The 20,282-nt window shown below is 69.1% G+C and carries 20 protein-coding genes, 1 tRNA gene and 1 riboswitch; of the genes, 12 read left to right on the top strand and 9 right to left on the bottom strand.

Features of this window, described 5'->3' with window-relative positions:
• The first annotated feature begins 1 nt into the window (after position 1).
• Entirely contained in the window at positions 2-829 is an 828-nt protein-coding gene (locus tag AMK58_RS27200) for an SDR family oxidoreductase (protein ID WP_035680888.1), read from the top strand.
• Positions 830-1,165: 336 nt separating this feature from the next.
• Complete coding sequence (locus AMK58_RS27195; RefSeq protein ID WP_035680889.1) at positions 1,166-1,423, top strand: hypothetical protein; 258 nt, start codon at positions 1,166-1,168, stop codon at positions 1,421-1,423.
• Positions 1,424-1,493: 70 nt separating this feature from the next.
• Here the strand turns inward: AMK58_RS27195 and argE are convergent, their stop codons facing one another.
• The 6 genes from argE to AMK58_RS27165 form a co-directional block, all read right to left on the bottom strand.
• On the bottom strand, positions 1,494-2,690 hold the full coding sequence (gene argE, locus AMK58_RS27190) for an acetylornithine deacetylase (protein ID WP_035680891.1): 1,197 nt from the start codon (positions 2,688-2,690) through the stop codon (positions 1,494-1,496).
• Positions 2,687-3,694 (bottom strand): ABC transporter ATP-binding protein, encoded by a 1,008-nt coding sequence (locus AMK58_RS27185; protein WP_059399689.1) that lies wholly within the window; start codon positions 3,692-3,694, stop codon positions 2,687-2,689. Before AMK58_RS27185 ends, argE begins: the two co-directional genes overlap by 4 nt.
• Positions 3,691-4,680, bottom strand: a complete 990-nt coding sequence (locus AMK58_RS27180; protein WP_035682550.1) for an ABC transporter ATP-binding protein — start codon at positions 4,678-4,680, stop codon at positions 3,691-3,693. The genes AMK58_RS27185 and AMK58_RS27180 overlap by 4 nt, the downstream gene beginning before the upstream one ends.
• A gap of 13 nt (positions 4,681-4,693) precedes the next feature.
• The gene (locus AMK58_RS27175; protein ID WP_035682548.1) at positions 4,694-5,596 is read right to left on the bottom strand and encodes an ABC transporter permease; all 903 of its coding nucleotides are present in this window, start codon (positions 5,594-5,596) and stop codon (positions 4,694-4,696) included.
• A complete protein-coding gene (locus AMK58_RS27170; protein WP_035682547.1) occupies positions 5,593-6,570 on the bottom strand; it encodes an ABC transporter permease in 978 nt (325 codons plus the stop codon). The genes AMK58_RS27175 and AMK58_RS27170 overlap by 4 nt, the downstream gene beginning before the upstream one ends.
• Before the next feature lie 151 nt (positions 6,571-6,721).
• Complete coding sequence (locus AMK58_RS27165; RefSeq protein WP_035682544.1) at positions 6,722-8,320, bottom strand: ABC transporter substrate-binding protein; 1,599 nt, start codon at positions 8,318-8,320, stop codon at positions 6,722-6,724.
• Between the two features lie 336 nt (positions 8,321-8,656).
• Here AMK58_RS27165 and AMK58_RS27160 point away from each other — a divergent pair, with 336 nt between their 5' ends.
• Positions 8,657-10,096, top strand: a complete 1,440-nt coding sequence (locus tag AMK58_RS27160; RefSeq protein ID WP_035682541.1) for an aldehyde dehydrogenase family protein — start codon at positions 8,657-8,659, stop codon at positions 10,094-10,096.
• Positions 10,097-10,314: 218 nt separating this feature from the next.
• Positions 10,315-10,701 (top strand): hypothetical protein, encoded by a 387-nt coding sequence (locus AMK58_RS27155; RefSeq protein WP_079285636.1) that lies wholly within the window; start codon positions 10,315-10,317, stop codon positions 10,699-10,701.
• 3 nt (positions 10,702-10,704) lie between these two features.
• Here AMK58_RS27155 and lipB read toward each other — a convergent pair whose 3' ends face one another.
• A complete protein-coding gene (lipB, locus tag AMK58_RS27150) occupies positions 10,705-11,439 on the bottom strand; it encodes a lipoyl(octanoyl) transferase LipB (RefSeq protein ID WP_035682539.1) in 735 nt (244 codons plus the stop codon).
• A gap of 125 nt (positions 11,440-11,564) precedes the next feature.
• Between lipB and AMK58_RS27145 the strand changes: the two genes are divergently transcribed.
• Positions 11,565-11,651: transfer RNA gene (locus AMK58_RS27145), tRNA-Leu, on the top strand.
• 134 nt (positions 11,652-11,785) lie between these two features.
• On the opposite strand, the gene AMK58_RS27140 is transcribed toward AMK58_RS27145, so the two are convergent.
• On the bottom strand, positions 11,786-12,088 hold the full coding sequence (locus tag AMK58_RS27140; RefSeq protein WP_014199893.1) for an STAS domain-containing protein: 303 nt from the start codon (positions 12,086-12,088) through the stop codon (positions 11,786-11,788).
• A 296-nt stretch (positions 12,089-12,384) separates the two neighbouring features.
• Here AMK58_RS27140 and mgtE point away from each other — a divergent pair, with 296 nt between their 5' ends.
• The 7 genes from mgtE (at position 12,385) to AMK58_RS27105 (ending at position 17,897) form a co-directional block, all read left to right on the top strand.
• Positions 12,385-13,824, top strand: a complete 1,440-nt coding sequence (gene mgtE / locus AMK58_RS27135) for a magnesium transporter (protein ID WP_035682537.1) — start codon at positions 12,385-12,387, stop codon at positions 13,822-13,824.
• 46 nt (positions 13,825-13,870) lie between these two features.
• Positions 13,871-13,974, top strand: a riboswitch (TPP riboswitch).
• On the top strand, positions 13,966-15,135 hold the full coding sequence (gene thiO, locus AMK58_RS27130; protein ID WP_059399736.1) for a glycine oxidase ThiO: 1,170 nt from the start codon (positions 13,966-13,968) through the stop codon (positions 15,133-15,135). It overlaps the preceding riboswitch by 9 nt.
• The gene (gene thiS, locus AMK58_RS27125) at positions 15,132-15,341 is read left to right on the top strand and encodes a sulfur carrier protein ThiS (RefSeq protein WP_014199889.1); all 210 of its coding nucleotides are present in this window, start codon (positions 15,132-15,134) and stop codon (positions 15,339-15,341) included. Before thiO ends, thiS begins: the two co-directional genes overlap by 4 nt.
• 46 nt (positions 15,342-15,387) lie before the next feature.
• The gene (gene thiG / locus AMK58_RS27120) at positions 15,388-16,158 is read left to right on the top strand and encodes a thiazole synthase (protein ID WP_051140941.1); all 771 of its coding nucleotides are present in this window, start codon (positions 15,388-15,390) and stop codon (positions 16,156-16,158) included.
• Between the two features lie 50 nt (positions 16,159-16,208).
• Entirely contained in the window at positions 16,209-16,652 is a 444-nt protein-coding gene (locus tag AMK58_RS27115) for a PaaI family thioesterase (RefSeq protein WP_035682534.1), read from the top strand.
• Positions 16,653-16,690: 38 nt separating this feature from the next.
• Positions 16,691-17,164: a hypothetical protein gene (locus AMK58_RS27110; RefSeq protein ID WP_035682532.1), complete on the top strand. Its 474-nt coding sequence runs from the start codon at positions 16,691-16,693 to the stop codon at positions 17,162-17,164.
• Between the two features lie 34 nt (positions 17,165-17,198).
• The gene (locus tag AMK58_RS27105; protein ID WP_035682530.1) at positions 17,199-17,897 is read left to right on the top strand and encodes an NnrU family protein; all 699 of its coding nucleotides are present in this window, start codon (positions 17,199-17,201) and stop codon (positions 17,895-17,897) included.
• A 16-nt stretch (positions 17,898-17,913) separates the two neighbouring features.
• Here the strand turns inward: AMK58_RS27105 and AMK58_RS27100 are convergent, their stop codons facing one another.
• Positions 17,914-20,031, bottom strand: coding sequence for a hypothetical protein (locus tag AMK58_RS27100; protein ID WP_059399688.1), 2,118 nt, complete (start codon positions 20,029-20,031; stop codon positions 17,914-17,916).
• Positions 20,032-20,282: the final 251 nt, after the last annotated feature.

The following is a 20,282-nucleotide window of genomic DNA, read 5'->3' as shown; positions in this document are numbered from 1 at the left end:
CATGACGGACACGCGCACGCTGAAGGGCAAGACCCTGTTCATCACCGGCGCCAGCCGGGGCATCGGCAAGGCCATCGCGCTGCGCGCCGCCCGCGACGGCGCCAACGTCGTCATCGCCGCCAAGACGTCGGAGCCGCACCCAAAGCTGCCCGGCACCATCTTCTCCGCCGCGGAGGAGGTCGAGGCCGCCGGTGGCAAGGCTCTGCCGATCCTCTGCGACATCCGCGACGACGCGCAGGTGGCCGAGGCGGTGGCCCGCACGGTGGACACCTTCGGCGGCATCGACATCCTGGTCAACAACGCCAGCGCAATCAGCCTGACCGGCACGCTGGACACGCCGCTGAAGCGCTGGGACCTGATGATGGGGGTCAACGGGCGGGGCACCTTCGCCTGCTCCCAGGCCTGCCTGCCGCATCTGCTGAAGGCCGAGAACCCGCACATCCTGACCCTGTCGCCGCCGCTGAACCTGAATCCGCGCTGGTTCCAGCACCACACCGCTTATACCATCGCCAAATACGCGATGAGCCTGTGCACGCTGGGCATGAGCGCGGAGTTCCGCGGCAAGGTGGGGGTGAACTCCCTGTGGCCGCGCACGATCATCGGCACGGCGGCCATCGCCATGCTGAAGGGCGCCGCCGAGTTCGACAACTGCCGCAAGCCGGAGATCCTGGCCGACGCCGCCCACGCCATCCTGACCCGCGACGCCAGGACCTGCACCGGACACTTCTTCATCGACGACGAGGTGCTGGCGGAGGAGGGCGTCACCGACCTGGAGCCCTACGCGGTCAAGCCGGGCGCCCCGCTGGCGCCGGACATCTTCCTGGATTGAGGGCGGTCCGGCGGGGCCGTGACGTGCTGCGGGGTGGCCGGGCCGTGGCTACCCCTTTTGCGTCCCGTGAACGCTCTTGGCGCAGAGCAGCGTTCCCACGATATCACAAGCATTGGCCGCCGGTTTCGATTACACTGCGGTTTGTTTGCTCCCCAAATCGAAAGGGACCCTTTTCGCCGATCGGCTGATCCCCGGATTCAATCCGCCAACCGGCAAGTGTCCGCACGTCCCTTTCCAGCTTGTTTTCACACACCGTCCGGTTGGGGCGGAGCGGATGCTCGAACAGCGTCAAACACTGAGCTTGTCCCAGAACAATCGGTTCATTCCGGAGCTCTTATGACCATCGAGCTGCACACCTTTACCGTTACCCTGAATCACTCGGAAGCAACGGCGTACAAGAGTCTGGCCGAGCATCGGGCCTGGGTCCGCACCGCGGTGTCCGTTCTGTCGGAGGCGCTGCGCACCGCCGGCATGGGCGCGGAGGCCCGCCTGCGCGGGCACGACCGCTGCGGCCACCTCGTCGTCGAGGCGACCGACACGGGTGTCGATTTCCTGCGCACCCTGCCGGCCATCGTCAGCGTGGAGGTCCACTGACCGGCGAAGCGCAACGGTCCAGGGACAATTGAAAAGGGGGCCGGAGCGGCAACGCTCCGGCCCTTCTGCGTTACAGGCCCTTTTTCGCGGCATCCCTCAGACGGTGCAGGAAGCGCTCGGCGCGGGCGAGTTCGCTCAGCTCCACATACTCGTCGGGCTTGTGGGCCTGCTCGATGTCGCCGGGGCCGCAGACCACGGCGGGGATGTTGGCGATGCTGGTGAACAGCGCGCCCTCCGTGCCGAAGGCCACCTTGCCATGGCCGTTCTGCTCCGCGAGGTTCTTGACCAGCGTCACCTCCTCCGACTCCGGCGGGGTGTCGAGCGCCGGGCTGTCCGACAGGGTTTCCCAGGAGAATCCCGCGTCCGGACGGACGGCGCGCATCTCCGGCTCCAGCGTCTTGGCGAAGTCCCGCAGCTCCTTCAGCATCGGCGCCACCGGGTGGTCGGCGAGATGCCGGATCTCGAACTCGAAGGAGGCGTCGGAGGGGACGATGTTGCGGGCCGTGCCGCCCTCCATCACCCCGGTGTGCACCGTGGTGTAGGGCACGTCGTAATCGTAATCGAACGGCCCCTGCTCGGCGAAGCGGCGGCCCATGCCGCGCAGGAAGGACACCAGCTCCGCCGCGTACTCCACGGCGTTCACCCCCTGCGGGGCGAGCGAGGAGTGGCAGGCGTGGCCGTGGACGCGGCAACGCAGCGCCACCTTGCCCTTGTGGCCGACGATCACCCGCATCCGCGTCGGCTCGCCGACGACGCACAGGCGCGGCTTCACCGCCATCCCGGCGAGCTGGGTCAGCAGGCCGGGCACGCCGAGGCAACCCAACTCCTCGTCGTAGGAGAAAGCGTAATGGACCGGCGTCGTCAGGTTGGCGGCCAGGAAGTCCGGCGCCATGGCCAGCGCCGCCGCGATGAAGCCCTTCATGTCCGCGGTGCCGCGCCCGAACAGCTTGCCGTCGCGCTCCGTCAGGGTGAAGGGATCGCTGGACCAGTCCTGGTCGTCCACCGGCACCACGTCGGTGTGGCCCGACAGGCAGACGCCGCCGCGATCCATCGGACCGATGGTGGCGTAGAGGTTGGCCTTGGTCCGTTCCTCGTTGAACACCAGCGTGCTGGACACGCCCAGCGCCGCGAGATGGTCGCGGATGTAGTGGATCAGGTCGAGGTTGGAGTTGCGGCTGGTCGTGTCGAAGGCGATCAGGTCGCGCAGCAGCTCCAGCGTGCGCGGGCTGCACGCGGATGGGCCGGCGGGATCGGGTGAGGGCATCATGGACCTGTGGTTTCGTTCAGATGGCAGGCGGACCAGCGCCGGGGCGCGATCGCGCGCAGGGCCGGGCGTTCCGCCGAACAGCGTGGCATCGCGTGCGGGCAGCGCGGATGAAAGGCGCAGCCCGACGGCGGGTCGAGGGGCGATGGAATCTCTCCGCGGATCGGCGCGAACCGCCGCTTCTCCACGGACACGCGCGGCGCCTCGTCCAACAGCGCCTTGGCATAGGGATGATTGGGTTTGTCGAACAGCTCCGGTGTCGGGGCCAACTCCACGATCCGTCCAAGATACATGATCGCGGTGCGGTCGGAAATGTGTTCCACGACGCCCAGGTCGTGGCTGATGAAGAGATAGGTCAGCGACAGTTCTTCGCGCAGGCGCATGAAGAGATTGATGATCTGCGCCTGGATCGACACGTCGAGCGCCGCGACGGACTCGTCGCAGACCAGCACGTCCGGCTGCACCGCCAGCGCGCGGGCGATGCCGATGCGCTGCCGCTGCCCGCCGGAGAACTGGTGCGGGTAGCGCCGCAGATAGGCGGGGTCCAGCCCGACCTGCCGCAGCGTCGCGGCCACATAATCCTCCGCCTGCCGCCGCGGCACCAGCCCGTGGACCACTGGCGCCTCGCCGACGATGTCCGCCACGCGCAGGCGCGGGTTGAGCGAGGCCATGGGGTCCTGGAAGACCATCTGGATCTTCAGGTTGGCGTGGTAGCGGTCGGTTGGCGACAGCTCCCGCAGGTCGCGGCCGCGCCAGCGCAGGGTGCCGGCGCTCGGCGGCAGGATGCCGGCGACCATGCGGCCCAGCGTGCTCTTGCCGCAGCCGGATTCGCCGACCAGCCCGACCACCTCGCCTTCCGCGATGGACAGGTCCACGCCGCTGACCGCCTGCACCGCCCGGTCGTCGATGGCCGCGCCCAGCCGGCGGGCGAAGCGCTCCACCACGTCCAGCTTGCGCGAGAAGCGCTTGGTCAGCCCATCCAGTTCGATGATGGGAGCGGCGGTCATGCGGCGTCTCCCCGCGCTTCCGCCCCGACGGGATTCCAGCAGCGCCAGGCGCGGTCCTCCCGCTCGCCGCTCAACTCCGGCATCACGGCGCAGGCTCCGGTGGACCGGTCGCAGCGCGGGCGGAAGGCGCAGCCCTCCGGCAGGTCGAGGATGGAGGGCGTCATGCCGGGGATGGAGCGCAACGGCACGCCGCGCCGGTTGCGGCTGGGCACCGACTCCAGAAGGCCGCGGGTGTAGGGGTGGCGCGGGGTGCCGATGATCTCGGCCACCGTCCCGGTCTCCACCACCCGGCCCGCGTACATCACCGCCACCCGGTCGGCCAGCGCCGACACGACGGCGAGGTCGTGGGTCACCCAGATCAGCGCCGTCCCTGTCTCGCGGCAGAGTTTTTGCACCTCGAACAGGATCTGCGCTTGGATGGTCACGTCGAGCGCGGTGGTCGGCTCGTCGGCGATGATAAGGTCGGGGGAGTGGAGGAGGGCGATGGCGATGGCCACGCGCTGGCGCATCCCGCCGGAGAACTGGTGCGGGTAGGCGGCCAGCCGCTCGTCGGGCGAGGCGATGCCGACGCGGGCCAGCGCCCGGCGCGAGCGCTCCCACGCCTCGGCCCGACTGACCTTTTCGTGGGCCTGCACGGCCTCGACCATCTGCGTGCCAATGCTCAGCACCGGGTTCAGCGTCATCATCGGGTCCTGGAAGATCATGGCGATGCGCCGCCCGCGGATGGCGCGTAGCCGCTTCTCCCCGGCGCCCACCAGATCCTCGCCCCGGAACAGCACCCGGCCGCCGACCACCCGACCCGGTGGATCGACAAGGCCGAGGATGGATTGCCCGGTCACCGACTTGCCGGAGCCGGACTCGCCGACCAGCCCGAGGATCTCGCCGCGGTCGAGCCGCAGGCTCACCCCGTCCACCGCCTTCACGGTGCCGGCGCGGGTGAGGAAATGGGTCTTCAGACCATCCACGCGCAGCAGGGGTTCGGTCATCGCGTGCCCCCTTTCAATGATTGAGCCGCGGGTTGAGGACGTCGCGCAGCCGGTCCCCAACCAGATTGATCGCCACAATGGTGACCAGCAGGGCGAGGCCGGGGAACAGGCTGACCCAGTAATCGCCCGAGAGCATGTACTGGTAGCCGGACGCGATCAGCATCCCCAGCGACGGCTGGGTCACCGGCACGCCGACGCCGAGGAAGCTCAGCGTCGCCTCCAGCGCGATGGCATGGGCGACCTGCACCGTCGCCACCACGATCAGCGGCGGCAGGCAGTTGGGCAGCAGGTGGCGCATCATGATCCGCCGGTGGGGCAGGGCAAGGCATTGCGCGGCCTCGATGTACTCCTTGCGCCGCTCGACCAGGGCGGAGCCGCGGATGGTGCGGGCGTAGTAGGCCCACTGCACGGCGGCCAGCGCGACGATCACCTTGTCCACCCCCTTGCCCAGCAGGGCCAGCAGGATCAGCGCGATCAGGATGGCCGGGAAGGAGAGCTGGATGTCGACCAGCCGCATGACCAGCCCGTCCACCCGGTCCCCCGCATAGGCGGCGAGCAGACCGACCGCCACCCCGACGGCGAGCGCGGCCAGTGTGGCGACCACCCCGACCAGCAGGCTGGTGCGCAGGCCGAAGACGATGGCCGACAGCATGTCGCGCCCCTGGTCGTCGGTGCCCAGCCAATAGGTCCAGCCGCCGCCGCCCAGCGATCCCGGCGCCATCATGCCGTCGAGGATGTCGAGCTGGGCGAGGTCGTAGGGGTCCTGCGGCACCACCCAGCGGGCGAGCAGGGCGGCGAGCACGATCACCACCAGCGCCGCCAGCCCGGCCAGCGCCGTGCGCGACCGCGCGAAGTCCCGCGCCAGCCGCAGGAAGGGCGTCTCGACCGCCGGGGCCTTGGCCGTGATGCTGCTCATGCCCGCCCTCCGCCCAGCCGGATTCGCGGATCGAGCAGCGAATAGACCAGATCGACGATCAGGTTGATGACGACGAACAGCAGCACCGTCACCAGCAGATAGGCGATCACCACCGGCCGGTCGAGCTGGAGGATGCTGTCGATCAGCAGCTTGCCCATGCCCGGCCAGGCGAAGACCGATTCCGTGACCACCGAGAAGGCGATGACGCTGCCCAGCTCCAGCCCCAGGACGGTGACCACCGGGATCATGATGTTCTTCAGGATGTGCACCCCGACCACCCGCGCGGGCGCCAGCCCCTTGGCGCGGGCGAACTTCACATAGTCCTGCAAGGCGACCTCCCGCGTGCCGGCGCGGGCCAGCCGGATGACCAGCGACAGCTTGAACAGGGCCAGATTGACGGCGGGCAGGATCAGATGGGCCAGCCCGTCGGCGGTCAGGAAGCTCCATTGCACGCCGAACAGGCTCGCCGTCTCGCCGCGCCCCCCCGCCGGCAGCCAGCCCAGAGTCACCGCGAAGGCCATGATGAGCATCATGCCCACCCAGAAGGTGGGCAGCGAGAAGCCGAGGATCGAGCCGGTCATGATGACCCGCCCGGCCAGGGAATCCGGCTTCAGCCCGGCCCACAGCCCCAGAGGGATGCCCAGCACCACCGCCACCAGCATGGCGCAGAGCGCCAGCTCCAGCGTCGCCGGGAATCGCTGCAGCACGAGGCCGAGCGCCGGCACCCCATGCACGAAGCTGGTGCCGAGGTCGCCGCCGAGCGCGCTGTCCACGAAGCGCAGGAACTGCTCGTGCATGGGCTTGTCGAGCCCCAGCCGGGCGATGGCGGCGGCGCGTTCGAACGCGTCGGCCTCGGGGCTGATGAGCACGTCGATGGGGTTGCCGATGGCGAAGATGCCGGCGAAGACCAGCACCGACATCGCCACCACGACGACCGCGCTCTGCGCCAGCCGCCGGAGGATGAAGACAAGCATGGCGCTCCGCTACTGTCTAACCCTCTCCCCTCTGGGGAGAGGGGAGGGTGAGGGGGTTGCGCGCGGCGGTACGTCCGGCAAAAGCGCATCCCCCTCACCCTAACCCTCTCCCCAGAGGGGAGAGGGGAAGAGGGCCGCGCCCAAACCACGATCACTTCGCGGGGGTCACCTTCTGCGCCAGCGTGTACTGGTCGGCGCGCGGTTCGTAGCTCAGCCCTTTCTTCATCGCCCAGACCGTCACCTCGTAATGCAACGGGATGATGATGTCGGCGTCCACCGCCCGCTTCACCGCGGCCTGGAGCAGCTTCTCCCGCTTGGCGTCGTCCACGGTCGCCAGCGCTGTGTCCAGCATGCCGTCCAGCTCCGGGTCGGAGTAGCTGGTGTAGTTGGTGGTGCCGTAGCCCTTCTCCTTGATCGGCGTGGCGATCAGCGCCTTCAGCGGCGACGACATCTCACCCGAATCGGCACCCCAGCCGGCCAGGAAGACGCTGTATTCCTGCTTGTTGCGCTTGGAGAAGAAGACGTTGGCGGTGGTCGCGTCAACCTGGGTCTGCACGCCGATGCGGGTGAACATCTGGGCGACCGCCTGGGCCACCTTGTCGTCGTTGATGTAGCGGTCGTTCGGCGTGCCGAGCGTGAGCTGGAAGCCCTTCGGGTAGCCGGCCTCGGCCAGGAGCTGCTTGGCCTTGTTGGCGTCGGTGGCGACCGTGACCTCCGGGTTGTTGCCGTAGAAGCCGGCGGGGAGATACTGGTTCGCCGGCTCCGCCACGCCCATCATGATGCGCTTCACGATGGCGTCGCGGTCCACCGCCAGCGACAGCGCCTTGCGCACCTTCGGGTCCTTCAGCGGATTCTTGCCTTCGGTGCCGGTGATGGTCGGCGGGGTGTCCTGGACGCCAAGCGCCAGATAGATCACGCGGTTCGACTGGGCCTGGGCCAGGGAGACGTTGGGGGCGGACTTCAGCCGCTCGATGTCCTGCACCGGAGGCGATTCGATCATGTCCACGTCGCCGGCGAGCAGGGCGGCGACGCGCGGCCCGTCGCTGGTGATCGGGCGGAAGACCACCGTGTCCCAGGCCGGCTGCGGTCCCCAGTAGTCGGGGTTGCGCTCCAGGATTTGCCGGTCGCCCTTGGTGTAGGACTTGTGCTTGAACGGCCCGGTGCCGATCATCAGCGAGCCGTCGTTGAAGGCCTGCGTGGTCGGCCAGGACTCGGCCTTGCAGCCCGCCTTGTCGAAGGTCACCGCCTCGCCGCCCGCCGCCTTGGCGGAGATGATGCCGAAGGTCGACAGCTCCACCGGCAGCAGCGGGTAGGGCTTGCCGGTCTTGATGAGGAGGGTGTGAGGGTCCGGCGCCTCGATCCCCGCGATGCCCTTGGTGTAGACGGTGAAGGAGGACGGGCTGTTGGCGACGTTCGGGATGCGGCAGACCGTGTAGACGAAGTCCTGCGCCGTGAACTCGGTGCCGTCGTGGAACTTCACGCCCTTGCGCAGCTTGAATTCCCAAGTGGTTTCATCGACGGCGCGCCAGCTTTCCGCCAGTTCGGGCTGGAGCCGCATCTTGGCGTCCATGCTGACAAGCGATTCGAACACATGCTTGCGGGCGCGCGTGTTGGGGCCGAGGTTGTGGTAGTGCGGGTCGAGCGCGCTGGGTTCCGCCGAGGTTCCCACTGTCAGGGTGGCGGCCTGCGAAGGCGTTGGGGCCGCGGCCAGCAGGGCCAGGGCGGCCACCGCCGGCAGGGTGTGTTTCAAGGTTCCTGAGCGCAACGCATCCGCAAGACGCCAATGCCGATCACGTAAGGCCATCCCTCGTCCCCCTGATTGTACGATTGATTTGTACCCGTGAAGCAGGCTCCCAGCCCTTGGACCGCGGTTGTTGCGGCCCGATTCTTGTCGTTCGGCTCACCGTGATTGTTGCGGCGGCACGTATGTGTTCAACGATCAGACCGTGAAACCATTGATCTGTCAACAGGGTCCGGTCTTCTGACCTATCCGGATTTTCCCGATGGAAAGCTTTGGCAAACGGCGCCTGAGGGGGCAGGATCGTTTCACCCGAAAATGCCAACGAAGAGAGCAAGGGGATTAGAGATGAAGACCTGCCAATCCTTCTACATCGGCGGCGCCTGGATCGAACCCGCTGCGGGCGCCACCGTGATGGAGGTGTTGAACCCGGCGACGGAGCAGGTGTCGGGCACCGTGGCGCTCGGCGGGCCGGAGGACGCGCAGCGCGCGGTGGCCGCGGCCCATGCCGCCTTCGACGGCTTTTCCCGCACCCCCCTGAACGAGCGGCTGGAACTGCTGGCCGCCGTCTGCGCGCTCTTCGAAAAGCGCATGGACGAGGTGGCCGACGCCATCACCGAGGAGATGGGCGCGCCCCTGGCGGCGCTGTCCAAGCCGGCGCAGGCCTTCATGGGGCTGGCCCATTTCAAGACGGCCCTGGAGGCGGCCCGCGAGTACCCGTTCGAGCGGACCCGCGGCACCACCCGCATCCTGCGCGAGCCGGTCGGCGTCTGCGCCATGATCACGCCATGGAACTGGCCGATCAACCAGATCGCCTGCAAGGTCGCCCCGGCGCTGGCCACCGGTTGCACGATGGTGCTGAAGCCCAGCGAGTTCGCCCCCTATTCGGCCTGGATCTTCGCCGAGATCCTGCACGAGGCCGGCGTGCCGGCGGGCGTTTTCAACATGTTCTACGGGGACGGCGCGGTGGTCGGCCCGGTGCTGGCCTCGCACCCGCTGGTCGACATGGTGTCGCTGACCGGCTCCACCCGCGCCGGGGCGTCGGTGTCCCACAACGCCGCCGACAGCATCAAGCGCGTGTCGCTGGAACTGGGCGGCAAGTCCGCCAACATCATCTGCGAGAGCGCCGACCTGACCAAGGCGGTGACCCACGGCGTGCGGTCGATGATGTCCAACACCGGGCAGAGCTGCAACGCGCCGTCGCGCATGTATGTCCCGGCCTCCCGCCTGGACGAGGCGGAGAAGATCGCCGCCCAGGTCTGCGCCCGTCTGGTGGTCGGCGACCCGCGCGGCGACCGCACCGGCGTCGGCCCGATCGCCAACCAACGCCAGTACGAGCGGGTGCAGCGCCTGATCCAGGCCGGCATCGAGGAGGGGGCGTCCCTGCTGTGCGGCGGTCCGGGCCGTCCGGAGGGGCTGGAGCGCGGCTTCTACGCCAAGCCCACCGTCTTCAGCCGCGCCACCGACACCATGACAATCATGCGCGAGGAGATCTTCGGCCCGGTCCTCACCATCCGCCCCTACGAGGATATCGAGGAGGCGATCCACAGCGCCAACGACTCGCTCTACGGCCTGTCCGGCTACGTCTACGCCGGCACGGTGGACGAGGCGCGGGCGGTGGCGAAGCGTCTGCGCACCGGCATGGTGCATCTGAACGGCGCCTCCATCGACCTTGCCGCCCCCTTCGGCGGCTACAAGCAGTCCGGTATCGGGCGCGAGTGGGGCGAGGTCGGTTTCGAGGAGTTCCTGGAGACCAAGTCCGTTTACGGCAGCGAACCGGCGGCGTAGGCCGCCTGATGCTCGATGCCTCCTCTCCCGGTTTTCGGGGGAGGAGGCGAACAGCTTGGGATGGAAGAGGCAAACAGATTGGAATGAGCGGCAGAAGGCCAAAACCAGCGCTCCGGCTTCTGTGCGGCGCAGCCCGAAGCCTTTTTTTTATTCTCGGCGCGCTGGGCGCCGGGGCAGCCTGGGCCAAGGGGCCGCTCGACCGGACGGAGCCGGGGCACATGCCGCCGGTGCCGCCCGGCGGCTATGACCTGCCGCTGTCTCCGCCGGTGGTCCAATTCCCGTTGCCGCCGCAATGGGTGATGATCCGCTCCACCCAGGACTGGCGGCACGCCGGGACCTTTGAGAAGGAGCTGAGCAAAGCCTGCGCGGCCCGCCAGTTCCGGGAGCAGACGCCCCTGCGCTATCGCGCTATCTTCAAGGGCGAGGTGCTGGGGGTCGCCTTCGGCCATGGCCTGAATCTGCACGATCCGAAGAAGCAGGCGAACCGCCGGCTGATCTATCTCTTCCGCAACGGCGACAGCACCGGCTGCACCATCGTCTCGATCACCAACGAGGACGTGCGCGTCCTGAACGACGCGCAGTCCGCCGGAGCGCCGAAGCGGTAGGGATCATTCCCCTTCCGACCCGCCGCCGAAGACGTCCCCGAAGCTGGCGATCAGGGCGGCGTCCACATCCTCCATGGCGACGAGATGGCCGAGCGCCACGATGGAGGTCACCCCATGCTCGCTGATGCCGCAGGGGACGATGCCGGCGAAGTGCGACAGGTCCGGCTCCACGTTCAGGGCGACGCCGTGGAAACTGACCCAGCGGCGCACGCGCACGCCGATCGCGGCGATCTTGTCTTCCTGGCCGGGGGCGCCGCCGTAGGGCTGCTTGTCCACCCAGATGCCGACGCGGCCCTCCCGCCGTTCGCCGCGGATGTTGAAGGCGGCCAGCGTGCGGATCAGCCATTCCTCCAGATCCTGGACGAAGGCGCGGATGTCGGCACCGCGCGTCTTCAGGTCGAGCATAACATAGGCCACACGCTGCCCCGGCCCGTGATAGGTGAACTGCCCGCCGCGCCCGGCCTGATAGACGGGAAAGCGGCCCGGCTCCAGCAGGTCCTCCTCCCGCGCGCTGGTTCCGGCGGTGTAGAGGGGCGGATGTTCGAGCAGCCAGACCAACTCCGGCGCGGTGCCGGCGCGGATGGCTTCGACGCGCGCCTCCATCTCGGCCAGCGCGTCGGGGTAGGGGACGGGCGTGTCGCTGATGCGCCACTCCACCGCCCGCGCCGGGGCGGCGGCGGGAACGGCATCGTCACGGGCATCGGCAAACGGCGGAACGGGGGCGGTGAGGTCGGTCATGCCGACGTTATGAACTTTCTTTGGCAAAAACGCGAGACGCCGCTTGATCGGTCATCGGGGATCTGCTATTCCCCCGCTCCACCCGATGAGGGGAGCACTTCCCTCCTCGGTTCTACCAGCCTTGTGCGGTCGTGGCGGAATTGGTAGACGCGCAGCGTTGAGGTCGCTGTGGCAGAAATGTCGTGGAAGTTCGAGTCTTCTCGACCGCACCATCCCCCAGAAATGGGGGGTCAGGCAAACAAACGAAAAGCCCGCCGGTCCATCGGACCACAGCGGGCTTTTTCGTTTCAGGGCCTTCATTTCCAGGCCGCCCCCGATCGAGGCCGTCCTTTCAGAGTTTTCTTCCTCAGCGAAACTCCACATATTGGTCGAGCGCAACACGGCGCATGGTCTGCACAATGTAAGGTTGCGCGTTGTGCACCGTCACCAGCCCCTTTGCGTCGCGGCAGCGGTTGGCCAGCACGAACAGCATGCCGATCGCCGCGGAATCCAGGAAGGTCATGTAACGCAGGTCCAACCTCACCTCGGGCCGCGCGCCGATGTCCCAGTCCGCCAGCAGATCATGGAATTTGCGGCTGTCGTCGTAGGTGAAACGCCCCGACAGCATGATCCCTTCCTGACCGTCGATGTCGGTGTAGGCGTACTCCATCGTCACATCCGTTGGCCGGTGGTGTCTGTTTTTCGCTGCCTGCGCGGGGTGAAAAGCCCCGTTGGCAGTATGGGTGCACGAATTGCGCAGTCCACGCAAGCATTGCGCGAGAGGCCGGAGGTCCGGGAATGGCCCGCCGCGCTGGACAAAGCGGTGTCACACCTATATTCGGTGGGCGCCTCGGCGGAAACCCGCAAGGGCTCCCCACCAACCCGCAAACGCCGGTGCGCCATGGTCGGCCGATCGCAGGACCATGCCGTCACGCCGCATTGCCATCGTACAGGGAGGGTGCCGCCATGCACACCGACCGCCAGGAACCGGATCGTATCCAGGACGATGAGCCGCACCCGGCCGAACGCCCCGCCCCGCCCCGCGAGGACGGCGAGGAGGAGCGCGCCTATGGCGTCGAGCCGGAATTCGTGGAGGAGATCGTCGAACGGCTGCACGCCGGACGGCGCGACGATCTGCGCGCGGAGGTGGACAAGCTTCACCCCGCCGACATCGCCGACCTGATCGAGCAACTCGGCCACGACGACCGGGAGGCTCTGGTCGGCGTCCTGCGCCCCGACTTCGACGGCGAGGTGCTGAGCTACCTCAACCCCGATCTCCGCGAGGAGATCGTCGAGCTGTTCGAGCCCAAGGAACTGGCCGCCGCCGTCGCGGAGCTGGACACCGACGACGCCGTCGACGTTATCGAGGGCCTGGATGAGGACACACGGCGGGAGGTGCTGGAGAATCTGCCGGCCGCCGACCGCGCGCTGGTCCAGGAGAACCTGACCTACGACGAAGACACCGCCGGCCGCCTGATGCAGCGCGATCTGGTGGCGGTGCCGCAATTCTGGACGGTGGGCAAGACCATCGACTACGTCCGCGCCGCCACCGACGAGCTGCCGGAGGACTTCTACGACATTTTCGTCGTCGATCCGATGCACCGGGTGGTCGGGGCGGTGCCGCTATCGCGCCTGCTGCGCCAGAAGCGGTCGGTCCGCATCGCCGATCTGGTGACGGAGGAGGTCGACACCATCCCCGCCACCATGGACCAGGAAGAGGTGGCGAACCTGTTCCGCCAGTACGCCCTGGTCTCCGCCCCCGTGGTGGACGCCGGCGGGCGGTTGATCGGCGTCATCACCGTCGACGACGTTGTGCACATCATCGACGAGGAGGCCGAGGACGACATCGGCAAGCTGGGCGGCGTCGGCGACACCTCCATCTACCGCTCGGTTCTGGAAACCTCGCGCTCGCGCATTTCGTGGCTGGGTCTGAACCTGTTCACCGCCTTCGCGGCGGCGGGCGTCATCTCGCTGTTCGAGGCGACCATTGAGCAGATCGTGGCGCTGGCCGTGCTGATGCCGATCACCGCCTCGATGGGCGGCAACGCCGGGACCCAGACGCTGACCGTGGCGGTGCGCGCCCTGGCGACGCGCGAGCTGTCGTCCTCCAACGCCCCCCGCGTGGTGGGCAAGGAGGTTCTGGTCGGGCTGCTCAACGGCGCCGTCTTCGCCACGCTGGTGGGGGCCATCGCCGCGACCTGGTTCGAGCCGATGATCGGCCTGGTCATCGGCTGCGCCATGGTCATCAACCTGTTCGTCGCCGGGCTGTGCGGGGTGCTGATTCCCATCGGACTCGACCGGCTGGGCGTCGATCCGGCGGTGGCGAGTTCGGTCTTCCTGACCACCATGACCGACGTCATCGGATTCCTGTCCTTCCTGGGGCTGGCGTCGCTTTTGTTGTTGTGACCAACGAAAAGGGGCTTGCCAAAGGCGGCTCTCTTCCGGATGATCCGGGCATTGGCTGGGGTGCCGTGCGGGATGCGCTCGCGCGGCTGAGATCACACCCATCGAACCTGTCTGGATAATGCCAGCGAAGGGAGCCGCCGCATGGTATCCGCGCCCTCATTTCATTCCGATTCCGCAAAACCCACCGTCGCCGTGATCGGCGCCGGGGTGATCGGCCTGTCCATCGCCTGGAGGCTGGCCGCCGCCGGCTGCCGGGTCGAGGTTTTCGACCGTGGCGCCGCCGGCCGGGGCGCCAGCCACGCCGCGGGCGGCATGCTCGCCGCCTGCGTGGAAACCGAGCCCGGCGAAGAGAGTCTCCTGCCGCTGACCCGCGCTTCCCAGGACCTGTGGCCCGCCTTCGCGGCGGCGCTGGAGGCCGCGTCCGGCATGGCGGTTGACCTGCGCACCGAAGGCACGATGGTCATCGCGCTGAACGCCGACGATGCGGCCAAGGTGCGCTTTCTGCACGACTTTCAAACCAAGCTCGGCTTGCCCGTTGAATGGCTGAGCGGGGCGGAGGTGCGGCGGCGCGAGCCCTATCTCCAGCCCGGCGTCGCCGGCGCGCTGTTCTGCGCCGGCGACCATCAGGTGGACAACCGCAAGGTCGCCGCCGCCCTGCACACCGCCGCCCTGCGGGCCGGCGCTGCGGTGCACGAGTATGCCGAGGTCGGCCGCATCGAGATCCGCGGCGGTCGGGCTGTCGGCGTCCAGGTCGGCGACCGGCTTTTCGAGGCCGACCGGGTGGTTCTGGCCGCCGGGGCGTGGTCGGGCTGGATCGACGGGCTGTCCCCGGCGGTGCGGCCGCCGGTGCGCCCGGTGAAGGGGCAGATGCTCTGCCTGCGCATGGACGCCCGCCTGCCGCTGCTGCGCCATGTGGTGTGGACTCCCGGCACCTACCTGATCCCGCGGCTGGATGGGCGGCTGCTGGTCGGCGCCACCACGGAGGAGCGCGGGTTCGACGACCGGCTGACCGCCGGGGGCCAGTTCGCCCTGCTGGAGGGGGCGTGGCGCGCCCTGCCGGGCATCGCCGAGCTGCCCATCGAGGAGGCGTGGGCCGGTTTCCGCCCCGGCACCCGCGACGACGCCCCGATCCTCGGCCTCTCGGAGGTGGAGGGGCTGGTCTACGCCACCGGGCACCACCGCAACGGCATCCTGCTGACCCCGGTCACCGCGGATTCGGTGGCGCGGCTGGTCCTGACCGGGGAAAGCGATCCGGTGATCCGCCCCTTCGCGCTCGACCGCTTCGCCCAGCCGAAGGGAGCCGCGGCATGAGCGCCCGCATCCGCGTCAACGGGCGGGAAGAGGATCTCGCCGCCCCCACCGTCGCCGCCCTGCTGGCCGGGCGGGGCATCGCCGCGGGCACGCGCGGAGTCGCCGTCGCCCTGAACGGCGCCGTTCTGCCGTCCCGCCGCTGGGACGAGACACCCCTGTCCGCGGGCGACGCCCTGGAGATCATCCGTCCCGTGCAGGGCGGCTGAACTTCTCGCCCGCCGAAGCGCGGGTCCGACATCCAAGGAAACATCCATGAACGACACGCTCACCATAGCGGGCCGTGAGTTCCGCTCGCGCCTGTTCCTCGGCACCGCCGGCTACCCGAATCAGCAGGTGATGCTCGACGCGCTGACGGCCAGCGGCAGCGAACTGGTCACGCTCGCCATCCGGCGCATCAGCCTGGACGGCTATTCGGAAAGCCTCGTCGACGTCATCGGCGACCGCGCCGGGCTGCTGCCCAACACCGCCGGCTGCCTGACCGCCAAGGAGGCGGTGCTGACCGCGCAGCTCGCCCGCGAGGCGCTGGGCGTGGACTGGGTCAAGCTGGAGGTCATCGGCGACCGCGAACTGCTCTATCCCGACGTCGAGGAACTGCTGCGCGCGACCGAGGAGCTGGTGGCCGACGGCTTCACCGTTCTGCCCTATTGCAACGACGATCCGGTGACCTGCCGCAAGCTGGCCGACCTGGGCGCGGCGGCGGTGATGCCGCTGGGCGCCTTCATCGGTTCGGGGCTGGGCATCCGCAACCCCCACGCCATCGAGACGATCTGCGCGCGCAGCCCGGTGCCGGTGGTCCTGGACGCCGGAATCGGCACGGCGTCGGACGCCGCATTGGCGATGGAGCTGGGCTGCGCCGCCGTCCTGTTGAACACCGCGGTGTCGAAGGCGCGCGATCCGGTGCGCATGGCGGCGGCGATGCGCGACGCGGTGGCGGCGGGGCGGGCGGCCCGTCTGGCCGGGCGCATGCCGAAACGCGCCTTCGCGGAGGCGTCGAGCCCGCAGCTCGGCTTGATCGGAACGTAAGGCTGGCGCAGGGTAAGGGTCGCCCGAACACAATCAGAGAGACCCGAGACGTGCCCAAGACCTTCGAACCGCGCGATCCGGACTGGGAGGCGCGCTGCCGCGCCAGCTTCGCGCTTCAGCCGATCTGCAAGACGCTGGGGATCGAACTGACGCGGCTGGAGCCGGGATTCTGCGAGATGCGCCTGCCGTTCCGCGCCGACCTGACGCAGCAGCACGGCTTCTTCCACGCGGGCATGGTCAGCACGCTGGCCGACAACGCCGGGGGATACGCCGGCTACACGCTGATGCCGGCGGGCAGCGAGGTCCTGGCGGTGGAGTTCAAGGTCAATCTGATGGCGCCGGCCAAGGGCGAGGTGATGATCGCCCGCGCCCGCGTGTTGAAACCGGGCCGCACCCTGACCGTCACCAGTGTCGAGATCTCGATGCTCGACGGCGGGGTGGAGAAGGACTGCGCCATCATGCAGCAGACCCTGTTCTGCCAAGCCCCCGCCTGACCCGCCCCAACCCTGTCCATCCGATCCAGGAGGTTCGCATGCCGCTGTCGCGTCTTTTCAGTGCCGCGCTGATTGCGGGCGCCGCCACCGTCGCCCTGGCCCAGCCGGCCCTTGCCCAGAAGAAAGAGCCGCCGGCCTGTGCCGCCGTGTCCTTCCGGCCCATCGCCCCCGGCGCACCGGACGGCGAAACCGACGCCGGCCTCTACAAGTCCCGATTCGGCAAGATCGAGGTGAAGGCCGAGGTGAAGGGCGGGCAGGCCACCAACTACTACATGGTGCTGAACGGCAAGCGCGTCGACGCCTCGGCCAACCCGCCCAAGGCCGCCGATTCCTGCCTGAAGTCCAAGAGCGTCAAGCTGCCCTATCAGAAGCAGGCGGCGGGCGCCTGCACCGGCAACCGCTTCCGCGTGGTGATCGACCGATCCGGCAAGCAGCCGGTGGCCCTGTTCTTCGGCCTGCACGGCGACGACTGGGCCTATTGCAGCGGCGCCACGCTGGAAAAGGGCGCCTGACGAGAGGCTTCGGGACGCGACCGGGAGACAGCGCATGACCGGGACCATCGCCCATCTGTCCGCCGCGGGGCTGTTCCTGCTGCTGACGCATTTCGGCATTTCCAGCACACCGCTGCGCGCGGCGCTGGTCGGACGGCTGGGCGAGAAGCCCTATCTCGGCCTCTATTCGCTGGTCTCGGCGCTGGCCTTCTGGTGGCTGGTGGCGGCCTACAAGGCGGCACCCCATGTGCCGGTGTGGCCGCCCGCCGGCGGGCTGGCCTGGGTGCCGGTCCTGCTGGTGCCGGTCGCGCTGTTCCTTCTCGTCGCCGGCCTCTCCACCCCGAACCCGACTTCGGTCGGGCAGGAGAAGCTGCTGACCGGCGACCGGGAGCCGGTCCGCGGCATCCTGCGGGTGACGCGCAACCCGTTCCTGTGGGGCGTCGGGTTGTGGGCGGTCGCCCATATGGTGCCGAACGGGGACCTCGCCTCGCTGATCCTGTTCGGCACGCTCGCCTTGCTGGCGCTGGGCGGCAGCGTTTTGATCGACGCGAAGCTGGCGCGGCGGCTGGGGGCGGCGTGGGACCGCTACGCCGCCAACACCTCCAACCTGCCCTTCGCGGCGATCCTGGCCGGGCGCCAGAGCCTCGTCTGGCGAGAGATCGGCTGGTGGCGCCCGGCGCTGGCTCTGCTGCTTTACGGCGGGCTGCTGCACCTGCACCGGATGCTGTTCGGCGTGTCGCCGCTGCCCTGGTGATGCTCCGCCGTCATGCTCAGAACGTCATGCCGCGCACCTGATCGCGCAGCGTGTTGCGGGCGGTGTCGGCCTCCTTGCGGGCGGTGGCCAGTTCGCGGGACAGTCCGTCCAGGCGGGTTTCCTGCTCGCCCATCTTGGCGATGGTCCGCTTGAACAGGTCGCTGTCGCGCGGCAGCGTGGCGAGGTTCTGGCGCAGCCGCTCCTGCTCCTTGCCGATTTCCGCCTGTTCACGCTCCAACTCGCCGACACGGCGCTCCTTGTCGGCGACGGCGCCGCGCAGGGTCGCGACCTTCGTCAGAGCTTCGCGCGCCGCGGGCGGCAGCTCCGTGGAGGAGGCATAGGCCCGCACCTGCTCCGGCGACATCTCGGAGATGCCGAACCGCTCGATCCGCGGCCGTTCCAGCGCAACCGACAGGGTCACCGTCTGGCCGGCGGGCACCGCCACCGGCAGACGGTAGGCGTCGGCCGTCAGGTCGGGAGCGGCCCCATCCGAAGGCTGCACCAGCTCCCAGCCGGACCGCCGCGGATGCTCGACGATGACGGTGCGGTCTTCGCCCGCCGCGCCGGCGATCCGGTAGGTGGTGGTCTGGCGGTCGGTCACGGTCAGTTGCAGCACCCCGTCGGCCAGGGTGGCTCGGGACAGGGTGCGGCTCGGCTGTTCGGAGCGGTCCACCGTCACCGCCTGATCCACCGCGAAGCTGAGGATCCGGCTTTCGCCCGCCGGAAGGGTGGCCAGCCGCGCGTCACCCACATAGGCGGCGGCCCCGCCCAGCCGCTCATAGAGCGTCAGCACGCCCGGCGGCAGGCCGGTCTCGCCCGAGTCGCCGTTGCTGAGGCGCAGCGCGGCCAGCGGATGGCGCGGCTGGGTGTTGGGCTGGTAGAGCGACAGCCGCTCCGCCGGAATGGCGCGGGCGGTGATCGGCATCATCATCGTGCCGCCGTTGGCCAGGGTCACCGGCTGCGGGTAGCGGAACAGCACCTGCGCCGTCGCCTCCGTGCTCTCGGCGGGGGTGGTCTCCGCAGCGCGCTGGGGCATCGCCCCGGCGAAGGGCGCGCTCATGGCCGGTGCGGGGGCCGGCGGCGGCGGGGCGGCCATGGCGGTCGGGGCGCCGGACTCGGCGGCGGCGCGCGAGCGGACGGCCGAATCCTGCGCCTTCGCCATCACGTCGGCGGCCACGGCGCCCTCGTCGGGGGGCGGCAGGACGCGGCCCAGCACCTCCACCGGCACCTCCGGGCGGTTCACGAAATAGGCGGAGTAGAGCGCCTGCCGGAAGGTGACCGGGTTGCCCGACGCCACCGACAGCTCCACCCCCTTCCAATCGTCGCCGCTGAGATTCTCCAGCACGGCCCAGCCCTGCAGGTCGCCGGTGCCGCCCTCGGTCCCCTTCGCCGATCCGGGCGCCGATTCGGGCAGGGTCAGGCGGTAGGTCGCCTTCCACAGCGGGGCGGCGACCACATAGGCGACGCGCACGGTCCGCTCGGTGCCCGGGTCCGCCTGCGGGGCGGTGGTGCGGATGGTCAGGCGCCGCCGCTCCTTGCCCGCCGCACCGGCGACGGCAGCCAGAGCGGAGTCGAGCTGCGCCTGCACCCGCGGGTCGGCGAAGCGCAGGGAATCGGTCTCCTCCAGGACGAGCTGGCGCAGCCCCTCCGCGGTCATCAGGCTGACGCGGTTGCGGGTGACGGTGCCGCCGCCGTTGGGAAGCTGGGTGTATTCCTCGGTCACCGAGAGCAGCCGGCCCGACACCGCGCGAGAGCCGCTGGTCTGCACCTCCGCCCCCTTCATGGCGTTCAGCAGAGCGGTGGGGGAGGCGAGATCCTGCGGCGTGAAGGGCAGTTCGCGGAAGGCGGTCTCCAGCGGTTCCTGACCCGGCAGGTCCACCGTGCCGATTCCGCCGCGGTCGTCGTAGACCACGATGCTCTTCAGCACGTCGTCCACTTGATCGCGGCGCACCTCCAGGGTCAGCGCGGCATCGCCGGAGACGCGCGCCTCATGCTCGAAATAGCCGACGCCGCCGGTGGACAGCAGCACCCGCTTCAGCGCCAGCGCTCCCGGCGGCTGGTCCGCCGCCAGGGCGGGCGCGGCCAGCAGCGGCACGGCAAGGGTGAAGAGAGCGGCTTTCGTGATCCCGGACATGCGGGTTTCTCCCGTTATGGACGATTGGGCGTTCTTGGCCTGACAGGACCCGATTGACCGGACCCGGCTTCTTGGCCCGGCTTACGCTTGGATTTGGGAAAGATTTGGGCAGGCGAAAAGACGCAAACCGCGCCGACATGCCGCGGAGCCGCCGCGGGGCAGAGTTTGTGCGGGTTCGGCCCTCTGTGACATAAAGGTGCCAAGTCGGTTCTGCTGACTATAAAGTACACAAACAATAAGGGATGGTAACG

Origin of the sequence: Azospirillum brasilense (genome assembly GCF_001315015.1) — a bacterium.
Lineage (GTDB): Bacteria > Pseudomonadota > Alphaproteobacteria > Azospirillales > Azospirillaceae > Azospirillum > Azospirillum brasilense.
Note: the sequence above shows the minus strand (reverse complement) of the source record. Positions and strands in the feature narration are given on the sequence as shown.